Here is a 12,058-nt window from a genome sequence, read left to right as displayed (position 1 = left end):
AAAGACGTTCAGCGCGCGGCGGTGGCGCGGCTGGCAGCGGCACCGGCGTCGCGCAGCGCGACGTGCACGTCGGCGCTCATGCCGGCGCGCAACTGCGGCGCGTCGGCGGCGGCGGCATCGATTTCGAGACGCACGGGAATGCGCTGCACGATCTTCACCCAGTTGCCGGTGGCGTTCTGCGGCGGCAGCACGCTGAACTCGGCACCCGACGCGGGCGCGATGGAGGCCACGTGCGCCTTCCACGTCACGCCCGGATAGCTGTCCACTTCGATGGTCGCGGGCTGGCCGACCTTCATCTTTTCCAGCTCGGTTTCCTTGAAGTTGGCTTCCACCCAGATCGGCGAGGTGGCGACCAGCGGCATCGCGGTCTGGCCGACGTTGATGTACTCGCCCACCTGCAGGTCGTGCAGGCCGACGATGCCGTCCACCGGTGCGCGCACTTCGGCGTGGTCCAGGTCGAGGCGGGCCTTGGCCAACATCGCCGCGGCGGCGCGGTACTCGGGCAGATCCTGCGTGGCCGTGCCCGGGCTGCCGCTCAGCGACGCGGTGGCTTCGGACTGGCTGGCGATGGCATCGGCCAGGTCGGTTCGCGCTTCGGCGACCGCGTGGCGCGCATCGTCCAGCATCTTGCGCGACACCAGCTGCTGGCTGGCGAGCTGCTGCATGCGCTGCAGGTCGCGTTGCGCCCACGCCAGCGTTTCGCGCGCGGCCTGGATCGAGGTGCCGGTGCCGACCACCTTGGCGCGGCTGGCGTTGGCGCTGTTGGCCATGCGCGCGACCAGCGCTTCGTTCTGCGCCACCGCGATCGTCAGCGGATCGGCATCGATGCGGAACAGCAGGTCGCCCTTCTTCACCGGCTGGTTCTGCTGCACGGCGACTTCGACCACGCGGCCGCCGACCTGCGGCGCGATCAGGATGCGCTCGGCCTTGATGTAGGCGTTGTCCGTGCTGACTTCGCGCTGCGAGGCCACGTATTCCCAGCCGAAGAAGCCGGCGACGGCGAGCGGGCCGGCGATCCACAGCCATACCGGCACGCGGCGGCGCTTGGAAGCGGAGGGTTGTGCCGCGCTTTCGCCGGCGGCGTTGATCTTGCTGGTCATGGTGGGGGTTAGCTCTTGCGGAGGGACGACTCGCCGCGGCTGGCACGGTCGAGCAGGGAGAGGTTTTCGCGGATCTGGCCGAGGACTTTCAGCGTCGTCGCCAGTTCGTCGGCATCGACACCCGCCAGGCAGTCTTCGCGGACGGAGGTCGCGACGGCTTCGATGTCATGCATCACCGCGTCCGATTGCGGCAGCAGGTGCAGTCGCCAGACGCGGCGGTCGTCCGGATCGCTGCGGCGCTCGATGAAGCCGGCCTTCTGCAGGCGGTCCAGCACACGGCCAACCGCGATCGGCTCCATGTCCAGCAGGTCGGCCAGCGCGGACTGGGTGATGCCTTCGCTCTGGTGGATGCGCTTGAGCGCGCGCCACTGCACGCGGGTCAGACCCAGGTGTGCGGCACGGCGGTCGAACACCCGGCCGAACAACCGGCTGAGGTCGGCGATCAGGTAACCGATGGTGCTTTGGCCGTTGGCTGTGCTCATGGGTGCCAATGATATAGATGCTTAGGCAACAATATTCAAGGCAGAGAATTCTATTCAGCCGGGCTTTTGGCAGGCGCCGCGGGCGTGACGGCTGGAGCGTGGGCAGGAATAACGGGCTGCAACGCCCAGCGCAGATGCGTGCGTATGCATGGCGCCGTCATCCCCGCACAGGCGGGGACCCAGCGACTTTCATCGCCGAAGCGGAAGGCACTGGGTTCCCGCCTGCGCCGGAAAGACGGTTCGGGGGGACGGATGCAACCCCTCGATTCCGGAAGCGAACCCCGGAAACGACGACGCCGGCACGAGGCCGGCGTCGGAATCACTGCGGGTGGCGTGGCGCGATCAGCCTTCCCACTTGCCCAGGGCGGCCAGGCCGTTTTCCTTGGCGCGCTCGTACACCACGGCCTGGGCCTTGGCGAAGTTGCCCACCAGGTCCTGCGACCACAGCTTCAGCGCGGCCTGCTGCATGGCGCGGCCGTAGGAGAAGCTCAGCGGCCACGGCAGGTTGCCCAACTGGTTCATGGCGTTGAGGTGCGCGGTGGACTGCTCGTCGGTCTGGCCGCCGGACAGGAACACCACGCCCGGCAGGATCGCCGGCACGGTGCTCTTCAGGCACATCACGGTGGACTCGGCCACTTCGTCGACATCGGCCTGCTCGTCGCAGTCCTTGCCGGCGATGACCATCGAGGCCTTCAGGATGGTGCCTTCCAGCAGCACGTTCTGCTCGTACAGCGCGCCGAACAGCGAGCGCAGCACGGCTTCGGTCACTTCGTAGCAGACCTCGATGTTGTGGTCGCCGTCCATCAGCACTTCCGGCTCCACCATCGGCACCAGGCCGCATTCCTGGCACAGCGCGGCATAGCGGGCCAGCGCGTGCGCATTGGCCTCGATGCAGGTGCCGGAGGGAATGTCCTCGCCGATGGTGATGACCGCACGCCACTTGGCGAAGCGCGCGCCCAGCTTGTAGTACTCCTTCAGGCGGTCGCGCAGGCCGTCGAGGCCTTCGGTGACCACTTCGCCCGGGCAGCCGGCCAGGGCGTGCGTGCCCTTGTCGACCTTGATGCCGGGGATGATGCCGTGGTCGGCCATGTACTTGGCGAACGGCACGCCGTCCTTGGTGGACTGGCGCAGGGTCTCGTCGAACAGGATGGCGCCGGAGATGTAGTCCGACAGCTTCGGCGTGGTGAGCAGCAGCTCGCGGTAGGCGCGGCGGTTCTCTTCCGTGTTCTCGATGCCCACGCCCTGGAACCGCTTGGCGATGGTGGTGGTGGACTCGTCGATCGCGATGATGCCCTTGCCGGCGGCCACCATGGCCTGGGCGGTTTCGGCAAGCTGTTCGATGCTCATGGGGTTCCTGGGGAAGCGACGGGAAAGATACCAATTGTAGCCCGCGCCACGCCGGCAGCGGGCAACCACGACGATGAACGCGCCGCAGCGCGCCCGGTTGCGGACGCGGCGGGAGGTCCCGGGAAAGCGGTTACAGCTCGCCCAGTCCCTCGGCCTTGCCGCGCTCGCCCATCTGCAGCAGGCGCAGGGTGTTGGTGGCACCGTGCCGTTCCATGTGGTCGCCGCTGGTGAAGATCACGCGGTCGCCTTCGGCCAGCAGTTCGCGGTCGTGCAGCACGCGCATCGCATCGCGGGCGGCCTCGCGCGGCGCCAGGCCGCGGCTGTCGAAGGCAATGGGGAACACGTCGCGGATCATCGCCATCTTGCGGCGCGCGCCGTCGTGGCGCGAGAACGCGTAGATCGGCGCACTGGAACGGAAGCGCGACAGGAAGCGCGCGGTGCCGCCGGATTCGGTCATCGCCACGATCGCGCGCACGCCGATGTGTTCGGACAGGAACATCGTGGCCATGGCGATCGCCTGGTCGGCGCGCTCCAGGTTGCGCGGCGCCTTCTCGAAGTCGGTGTCCATCTCGAACTGCTTCTCGGCGCCCAGGCAGATGCGCGCCATCGCTTCCACCGCGCGCACCGGGTAGCTGCCGGCCGCGGTTTCGGCCGACAGCATCACCGCGTCGGTGCCGTCGATGACGGCGTTGGCCACGTCCAGCACTTCGGCGCGGGTGGGGATCGGGCTGTCCACCATCGACTGCAGCATCTGGGTGGCGGTGATCACCACCTTGTTGCGCGCCAGCGACTCGCGGATGATCTTCTTCTGCAGGCCCGGCAGCTCGGCGTCGCCGATCTCCACGCCCAGGTCGCCGCGCGCCACCATCACCACGTCGCTGGCATCGACGATCTCGGCGAGGTTCTCGATGGCCTCGGTGCGTTCGATCTTGGAGACCAGCGCGGCGTCGCAACCGTGCTCGCGGGCGATGCGGCGCGCCTCGTTCATGTCGTCGGCATTGCGGCAGAACGACACGGCGATGAAGTCCACACCGATGTTCTCGGCCACGTAGGCGATCAGTTCGCGGTCGCGCTCGGTCAGCGCGCCCAGCGACAGGCCGCCACCCTGCTTGTTCAGACCCTTGCGGTCGGACAGCACGCCGTCGTTGAGCACGGTGCAGATGATGCGCTCACCGTCGACCTTTACCACCTGCAACTGCATCAGGCCATCGTCGAGCAGCAGGACGTCACCGGCTTCCACGTCGCCCGGCAGACCGAGGTAGCTGACGCCCACCTGCGAGGCATCGCCCGGGGGTGCGTCGACACGGGCGACCAGATCGAAGCGGTCGCCGGTCTTGAGCACCACCTTGCCTTCGGCGAAACGCTCGACGCGGATCTTCGGTCCCGGCAGATCGGCCAGGATGCCGACCTCGGCACCGACGCGCTGTGCGGCGAGACGGACGGCCGCGGCGCGCTTGGCCTGTCCGGAAGGATCGCCATGCGAAAAGTTAAGGCGCACCACGTTGACACCGGCGCGGAACAGGTCCTCCAGCACACCGGGCGGGTCGGTCGCCGGTCCGAGGGTGGCGAGGATCTTGGTGCGGCGCTGGCGTGCGGTCATGGTGCGGATTCCCTGTGATCGCGCAAACGCTACCACAGCGATACGGACGCGTAGCGACCGCCCTGCCTCATGTCATGGCACTGTCCCGGGACAGCATGGCGGATGTCTGTCGGGACGCAAGCAAAGCGCTGTTTTCAAGTACTTTCATGAGCATCGCAGAGACCGTGCGACTGGTATTTTTTTGGTCTCTGCCCACGTGTCGGATGCTGCGCACGCACACCCGACTGCGCAAAAAACCATCGCGATGAAACGCGCGTTTGATCGTCGGTGTCGCCGCTCAGGCGAACAGTGGCCGCAATTGGTCGGGCGCCGCGGCAAGCCGGGTCGCACCTGCATCCCGCAACTCCTCTTCTCCCCCGAATCCCCACAGCACGCCGACGCGGCGCATGCCGTGATGGCGCGCGCCGTCGATGTCCATGTGGCGGTCGCCGATCATCCAGCACGCATCGGGCGTCAGCGAGAGGCGCCGCAGGGCTTCGCCGATCAGGTCCTTCTTGTGGCTCAGGCGGCCATCGACGGTGGCGCCGATGATGTCCTCGAAACGATGCCCGAACGGCAGGTGCGCCAGGATCTTGCGCGCGTGCGGCTCGTTCTTCGCGGTGACCACGGCGAGCCGGTGCCCGTCCGCATGCAAGGCTTCGATGGCCTCGCCGATGCCGGCATAGACCTGGTGCTCCAGCCAGCCATGCGACTCGAAGCGCTCGAGGTAATGCTCGACGGCGGCCTCGACCTTGGCCGGATCGCCCAGCAGCGGCAGGAAACTGGTGCGCAGCGACGGACCGATCCAGCCGCGCAGCTCGGCGTCCGACGGGATCGGATGCTCGAGCTGCGTCAGCGCATGCGCGATGCAGCGGGTGATGCCGACGGCCGAATCGATCAGCGTGCCGTCGAGGTCGAAGAACAGCGTGGCGCGGCTCACTGGCCGCGCGCTTCCAGTGCCGCGACGGCCGGCAGGGTCTTGCCTTCGAGGAATTCCAGGAAGGCACCGCCGCCGGTGGAGATGTAGCTGACGTCATCGGCGATGCCGTACTTGTCCACGGCCGCCAGCGTGTCGCCGCCGCCGGCGATGGAGAACGCCTGCGACTGTGCGATCGCCCGCGCCAGTGTTTCCGTGCCCTTGCCGAAGGCATCGAATTCGAACACGCCCACCGGGCCGTTCCACACCACCGTACCGGCCGACTTGATCAGTTCGGCATAGCGCTGCGCGGTCTGCGGACCGATATCGAGGATGAGTTCGTCGGCGGCGACGGCATCGACGGCTTTCACCGTGGCCGGCGCGTCCGCGGCGAACGCCGTGGCGACCACGACGTCGGTCGGCAGCGGGATCTCGGCGCCGCGCGCCTTCGCATCGGCATCGATCTTCTTCGCGGTGTCGATCAGGTCGGCTTCGTACAACGACTTGCCCACCGCATGGCCTTCCGCGGCGATGAAGGTATTGGCGATGCCGCCGCCGACGATCAGCTGGTCGACCTTGCCCACCAGGCTGGTCAGCAGTTCCAGCTTGGTGGACACCTTGCTGCCGGCGACGATGGCCAGCAGTGGGCGCGCGGGATTGGCCAGTGCCTTGTCCAGCGCATCCAGTTCGGCCATCAGCAACGGACCGCCGGCGGCGACCGGCGCGAAGCGGATCACGCCATGCGTGGAAGCCTGCGCACGGTGCGCGGTACCGAAGGCATCCATGACGAACACGTCGCACAGCGCGGCGTACTGCCTCGACAGCGCTTCGTCGTCCTTGCCCTCGCCGACGTTCATGCGGCAGTTTTCCAGCAGCACGATCTGGCCCGGCGCGACGTCGACGCCATCGACCCAGTCCTTCACCAGCGGCACGTCGACACCGAGCAGTTCGGAGAGGCGCGCGGCGACCGGCGCCAGTGAATCGGCCTCGCTCCACACGCCTTCCTTCGGACGGCCCAGGTGCGAGGTCACCATCACCGCTGCGCCCTTCTGCAGCGCCAGCTTCAGCGTCGGCAGGGACGCGGTGATGCGCTGCTCGGAGGTGATGCGGCCTGCATCGATCGGCACGTTCAGATCCTGGCGGATCAGCACACGCTTGCCGGCGAGGTCGAGGTCGGTCATGCGGACGATGGGCATCGGAAGTCCTGGGCAGCGGGAAAGACCGCTATTGTCCCGCCTGCCCCCGCATGCCGCAAACGCTGCTGGCCTATGCCGGCGGCCGGCTGCGCAACAGGCTGAAGGCGAAGGCCGCCACCAGCGCGGCGCCGGCGATCAGCAGGCCCCACAGCAGCCAAGTCTTCCAGTCGCGCGGCGTGGGCGGCGCGACCAGCGCCGCGTCGCCGGCCAGTACCGCGGACGCAGACAGGTAGGCCGGCGCGGGCTGCCAGTCCTCGCCACGGTCGCGGCGCAGCGCATCGACCAGGGCCGGCATCGGTACGGCGGCGCGGCGCGCAGTCGCGCTGCCCGCGACCAAGGCGTACGGCGGCGTGCCCTGCGCCACGAACACCACCACCTCCGGCCGGTAACCGAGTCGCAAGGTGGGCGCCTGGTCCGGCAGCGTGCCGGTGTTGCGCAGCCGCCAGTAACGGTCGCGCGCCGGTCCGCTCGACAGTGGCTGCGCCGGCGAGGCGCTGGGTTGTTCACCGGCCACGCGGTACGCCACCCACGGCCCCGCGCGCAGCCGCCACGGCGCGTCCGTGCTGTCGCGACTCTCCAGCGTCCATTCGCCGACGGCGTAGTCGTCCATCGCCAGGTCGGCGAAGGCCACGGGATAGCGTCCATCGCTTTCGTAGGTGTAGCTGTCCACTCCCTGCGCGGAAACGCGACGCCCCTGACGTTCCGACCACTGCACGTCCTGCCGCTGGTGCACGGCATCCAGGCGCACGCGCACTTCGCGGATCGGCAAGGGAGGCGAGGCATCGAGCGGCACGAAGCGGATGTAGCGAAGGCCGCCGCGGATCGGCGCTTCGTCGCGCAACAGGCGCTGCGAACCGCGTTGCAGTTCGACCAGCGTCACGCGCTCCTGCACCACCTGCCACTGCTCGAGATCGGAACTGCCTTCGACCCGATAGCGCGATTCGCGCGGCGTGCCGGTGTCCCAGGTGAATTCCAGCGCTTCGGCGTTGTCGCGGATGCCGCTCAGGTCGACCAGAAAGGCACGCGCAGGGCCCGAGGCGGCCGTGCCGCCATCGGCCTCGATGCGGACGATGCGTCCGTTCTCGCCGAACTGCGCCGACACGCGCGACGGCCCTTCTGCATCCTGCCGCTGGGCGGGCAGCGGGAACCACGGCACCACGATGCGCCGCGCCGGCAGGGCCATCGGCTGCTCCGGACCGAACAACGCGGCGGCCACCGGCTTGCCGTGCGCATCCAGCACGTCGACGTCGCGAAGGTCGGGCCACGCGGTGGTGGTGTAGATCTCGCGATCGAGCACCACGCGGTACGCGCCCGCCTGTTCGGCCGACAACACCAGCGGCCAGCGCTTCGCGTAAGGCGCAGGCGCCTGCGCGCCGGCAAGCACGGGCAGCAGGCACAGGACCATCAGCCACTTCTTCATGCGGGTGCTTCCTCGTTGTCGATGCGGCGCGGCGGTGCCGGCGCCAGATAGCCCACCACGGTGCACAGCAGGCCGTAGCCGATGAACGAGCCGATGCCGAGCAGGTTGCCCAGGTGCTGGCGATCGACGAACACCAGCTTGGCCAGCACCACGCCCATCAGCACCGCACCGCCCAGCCACAGCATGCGCTGGCCACGGCGCGATCCGATCACCCAGCCGAGCACGCCCAGCACGCTCCAGGTGATGGTCAGGCTGGTCTGCGCCAGGCTGCCGGACAGCAGGCTTTCATTCCACGGCACGCCGCCCCAGTGATGCACGGCATGCAGCACCACCGAGGTGATCCACACGAAGGCCAGCGACGACAGCAGCACGATGCGCGCCGGCGGCAGCACGCGCGCCTCTGGCATCCACCAGCGCAGCAGCAGGACCAGCACGGCGAGCTGCGCCAGTTCCATCGGATTGACCACGGGAATCCACGGCAGCGGCCGCGTCCCGCCGGACATGAACAGCGAGACCAGCCACCACAGTCCCAGCGCCAGGAACAGCACGCTCAACAACGGGGTGCGCCATGCCGCGAAGCGCTCGCCCAGCGGCGCGGCCAGCCACGCCCACTGGAACAGCGCGAGCGCCACCACCACCAGCCATGGCAGCGCGATGAGACCGGCCTGCCAACCACTGCCCATGCCCTGCACATGCCCGGGCAACCAGGCCAGCAGCAGGCTCGCCACCAGCGGCCACACCAGCCACCAGACGAACTGCGCCGCACCAGCCAAGCGATGATCGCTGTCGCGCAGGCACATCAGGCTGCGGACGCCGAGTACCGCATAGGCGAGCCATGCCCACACGCCATGGCCGGCGAAGGGCTGCTGGTGCTCCGCGGTCTGCCACAGCGCCAGCGGCGCGGCGGACGCCAGCGCGGCCAGCGTGGTCCAGGCCAGTGCCGTGGACGGACGCCGGCGATTTACTTCGGCCGCCAGCCAGCCGGTCAACGCGATGAAGGCCAGCACTGCATCGGGTTCGTCGCGATGGCCGAGATGGGCATTGATCTCCGCGATGCCGTTGCCCAGCCACCAAGCAAGCGCCCACAGGTAGTACACCAGCGCCACGCCGGCACTGCGCCCGCGATACGCCCAGGCACTGGCAACGCCTGCGGCCGCGATCAGCAATGCGCTCATGAAGGCCGCGTTGGCGAACATCGGCACGGCAGCCGTCGTATCCCACGACGGCGCGTCGGCGCTCGCGATGAAGAACGCCACCGCCGCCGCGAGCTGCAGGCCGGCACCGGTCAGCTGCGGCAGCAGGCGCGACTGCCGCAGGCCCAGCCAGGCCAGCGCCGCACCTTCCAGCGCGAACACGCAGGCCGTCGCCTGCGCCGACAGCGCCAGCGGCACCGCCAGCGTGGCGAAGCCCACCGCCAGCAACGCGTACGACTGCACCAGCACGTCGTAGCCTTGACGGCGACGCAGCCACCACGACAGCGCGGTATACAGCACGCCGAGTCCCAGCGCGCACAACGCCAGCGGCAGACGACTGTCTTCGAACGTACCACCCTGCATCAGCCCCGCCTGCAGCGAGAACGCCACCAGCGGCATGCCGAACACCAGGCAGCCATCGATGAAGTCGCGGCGACCGGCCGGCTGGCGGCGCGCGAACAGCAGCGGGATCAGCAGGTAGAAGGCGAAGAACAGCGCCAGGAACGGCTGCGTGCTCGCGTACTTCTCCGGCGCGTAGTCGAACAGGCCCCAGGCCGTGCCGATGCCGAAGGTGAAGACGAAGCCGAGCAGGTTCAGCACGCGCCACGACTTGTACCAGGCGATGCCGACGATGGCGGCATTGAGCACCGCGTAGTACGAGAACAGCGCCACGTGGTTGCCGCTGCCGGTCGACAGCCAGATGGGTGCGAGGAAGCCCGCCAGCAGCGCGAACACCGCCAGCGACTTCGCATCCTGCAGCACGGCCAGCATGCCCGCGCCTGCAATCAGCACGATGCTCAGCGCGAAGGCCGCGCCGGCCGGCATCACGCCGAAGATCTTGAACGCCGCGAACGCCACCAGCAGCAGCACGCCGATGGCACCGCCCTGCACGCTCAACGCGAAGGTGCGGTTGCTGTCGCGCTTGCGCCACGCGAAGACCAGCGCGCCCAGCGCTGCCGCGGCGATACCAGCCAGTCGCAATTCCGGCGGCAAGGTGAACCAGCCCTGGTCGGCGCCGTACTTCAGCAGCGCCGCGACGCCGGCGAACAGCACCAGCACGCCGATCTTCACCGGCACGTTGCCGACCGTGAACCAGCGTTGCACCGCACGCAGGGCGACGGTGACCACATCGGGCCTGGCGGGACGTGGCGGCGCTTCCGGGCGTGGCGGACGCGGCGGCACCGCCGGCGCGGGTTCCACGGGGGCTGCCGCAGGGACGGGGCGCTGCGGGGGAATCGGTGGCGGCGTCGCGGCCGCTGGCACGGGAGGCGGTGTCTCCACACGCGCCGGCGGCGACCGCACGAGTTCGGCCAACGTCGGCTCGGCATCGGTCGGCGTGGCCGTCGCGACATTCGCCGCCTGCGGCGTGGCAGGCGCCACCGGCGCGCTGCGCAGCTGCAGCACCTGCCGTTCCAGCTCGCCCACCCGGCGCTTCAGCCCACTGATCGCGACCAGCGCCACGATCAGCAATACCGGCACGGCCAGTACCGCCAGGCCGAGCAGCACCAGCACTCCCGCCAGATCATCCATTGCCTACCCCGTCTTTGCGTGTTCGGTGCGGGAACGGACGCATCCGCTCCCCGGCCGTCCATTCAGCCTCGCCGCAGCCTCGGCCAAGGCGGCCGGATTTGCAAGATTCGATGCGCTGGTGGCGCCATTCCGCCCGCTCCGTATCACTTGGCGATACCCGCAAACGACACGGGCGCCCCCAGGGCGCCCGTGCGGTACCACCGGAGCGTGCGGCTTACTTGCCGGCGACCACGCGGACCATTTCCAGGCACTTGTTGGAATAGCCCCACTCGTTGTCGTACCAGCTGACGATCTTCACGAAGGTCGGGTCCAGCGCGATGCCGGCCTCGGCGTCGAAGATCGAGGTGCGGGTGTCCCCACGGAAATCGGTCGCCACCACCTTGTCCTCGGTGTAGCCCAGGATGCCCTTCAGCGCGCCCTGGCTCTGCGCCTTCATTTCGGCCTTGATCTCCTCGTACGTGGCCGGGTTTTCCAGCTCGGCGGTCAGGTCGACCACGGACACGTCGCTGGTCGGCACGCGGAACGACATGCCGGTGAGCTTCTTGTTGAGCGACGGGATCACCACGCCGACGGCCTTGGCCGCGCCGGTGGACGACGGAATGATGTTCTCGAGGATGCCGCGGCCGCCGCGCCAGTCCTTGTTGCTCGGGCCGTCGACGGTCTTCTGCGTGGCCGTGGCCGCATGCACGGTGGTCATCAGACCGCGCTTGATGCCCCACTTGTCGTGCAGCACCTTGGCGATCGGCGCCAGGCAGTTGGTCGTGCACGAGGCGTTGGAGATGATCGCCTCGCCGTTGTAGGTCTTGTCGTTGACGCCATAGACGAACATCGGCGTGTCGTCCTTCGACGGCGCCGACAGGATGACCTTCTTCGCGCCCGCGTCGAGGTGCTTCTGCGCGGTGGCCTTGTCGAGGAACAGGCCGGTGGATTCGATCACGACTTCGGCACCCACTTCGTCCCACTTCAGGTTGGCGGGATCGCGTTCCTGGGTCAGGCGGATCTTGCTGCCGTTGACGAACAGCGCGCCGTCTTCGATCTTCACGTCGCCGTCGAAGCGACCGTGCACGGAGTCGTACTGCAGCATGTAGGCCAGGTAGTCCGGCTCCAGCAGATCGTTGATGGCGACGATCTCGATGTCGTTGCCGAAGTTCTGCACGGCGGAACGCAGCACGTTGCGCCCGATGCGGCCGAAGCCGTTGATACCCACCTTGATCGACATTGCTCAGGACTCCTGCGGCCGCGCGCGCGGCGCGGCGGGGTTGACGGGGGCGCTCATTCTAACAGGCCGCCCCGCC

Annotated in this window: 9 protein-coding genes; all 9 read right to left on the bottom strand. The window is 68.6% G+C overall.

Annotated elements, in window-relative coordinates; translation table 11 throughout:
• Positions 1 to 8: 8 nt before the first annotated feature.
• Positions 9 to 1,100: an HlyD family secretion protein gene (locus tag ASD77_RS09105; RefSeq protein ID WP_055940164.1), complete on the bottom strand. Its 1,092-nt coding sequence runs from the start codon at positions 1,098 to 1,100 to the stop codon at positions 9 to 11.
• Positions 1,101 to 1,108: 8 nt separating this feature from the next.
• Complete coding sequence (locus tag ASD77_RS09100; protein ID WP_055940162.1) at positions 1,109 to 1,582, bottom strand: MarR family transcriptional regulator; 474 nt, start codon at positions 1,580 to 1,582, stop codon at positions 1,109 to 1,111.
• Positions 1,583 to 1,924: 342 nt separating this feature from the next.
• On the bottom strand, positions 1,925 to 2,929 hold the full coding sequence (locus ASD77_RS09095) for a class I fructose-bisphosphate aldolase (protein WP_055940158.1): 1,005 nt from the start codon (positions 2,927 to 2,929) through the stop codon (positions 1,925 to 1,927).
• A gap of 130 nt (positions 2,930 to 3,059) precedes the next feature.
• On the bottom strand, positions 3,060 to 4,529 hold the full coding sequence (gene pyk / locus ASD77_RS09090) for a pyruvate kinase (protein WP_055940156.1): 1,470 nt from the start codon (positions 4,527 to 4,529) through the stop codon (positions 3,060 to 3,062).
• A gap of 277 nt (positions 4,530 to 4,806) precedes the next feature.
• Entirely contained in the window at positions 4,807 to 5,448 is a 642-nt protein-coding gene (locus ASD77_RS09085; protein ID WP_055940154.1) for an HAD hydrolase-like protein, read from the bottom strand.
• On the bottom strand, positions 5,445 to 6,620 hold the full coding sequence (locus ASD77_RS09080) for a phosphoglycerate kinase (protein ID WP_055940153.1): 1,176 nt from the start codon (positions 6,618 to 6,620) through the stop codon (positions 5,445 to 5,447). The genes ASD77_RS09085 and ASD77_RS09080 overlap by 4 nt, the downstream gene beginning before the upstream one ends.
• 70 nt (positions 6,621 to 6,690) lie before the next feature.
• Entirely contained in the window at positions 6,691 to 8,040 is a 1,350-nt protein-coding gene (locus ASD77_RS09075; protein ID WP_055940151.1) for a DUF3999 domain-containing protein, read from the bottom strand.
• Positions 8,037 to 10,754, bottom strand: a complete 2,718-nt coding sequence (locus ASD77_RS09070) for a DUF2339 domain-containing protein (RefSeq protein WP_156383592.1) — start codon at positions 10,752 to 10,754, stop codon at positions 8,037 to 8,039. The genes ASD77_RS09075 and ASD77_RS09070 overlap by 4 nt, the downstream gene beginning before the upstream one ends.
• Before the next feature lie 223 nt (positions 10,755 to 10,977).
• Entirely contained in the window at positions 10,978 to 11,982 is a 1,005-nt protein-coding gene (gene gap, locus ASD77_RS09065; protein ID WP_055940147.1) for a type I glyceraldehyde-3-phosphate dehydrogenase, read from the bottom strand.
• Positions 11,983 to 12,058 lie beyond the last annotated feature (76 nt).

This window comes from Pseudoxanthomonas sp. Root65 (genome assembly GCF_001427635.1).
Lineage (GTDB): Bacteria > Pseudomonadota > Gammaproteobacteria > Xanthomonadales > Xanthomonadaceae > Pseudoxanthomonas_A.
The sequence above is the reverse complement of the archived record's forward strand: the minus strand, read 5'-3'. Positions and strand labels throughout refer to the sequence as shown.

Coding starts and splice junctions, on each gene's coding strand:
- ASD77_RS09105 (WP_055940164.1), bottom strand. CDS start 1,100: ATGACCAGCAAGATCAACGCCGCCGGCGAAAGCGCGGCACAACCCTCC.
- ASD77_RS09100 (WP_055940162.1), bottom strand. CDS start 1,582: ATGAGCACAGCCAACGGCCAAAGCACCATCGGTTACCTGATCGCCGAC.
- ASD77_RS09095 (WP_055940158.1), bottom strand. CDS start 2,929: ATGAGCATCGAACAGCTTGCCGAAACCGCCCAGGCCATGGTGGCCGCC.
- pyk (WP_055940156.1), bottom strand. CDS start 4,529: ATGACCGCACGCCAGCGCCGCACCAAGATCCTCGCCACCCTCGGACCG.
- ASD77_RS09080 (WP_055940153.1), bottom strand. CDS start 6,620: ATGCCCATCGTCCGCATGACCGACCTCGACCTCGCCGGCAAGCGTGTG.
- ASD77_RS09075 (WP_055940151.1), bottom strand. CDS start 8,040: ATGAAGAAGTGGCTGATGGTCCTGTGCCTGCTGCCCGTGCTTGCCGGC.
- gap (WP_055940147.1), bottom strand. CDS start 11,982: ATGTCGATCAAGGTGGGTATCAACGGCTTCGGCCGCATCGGGCGCAAC.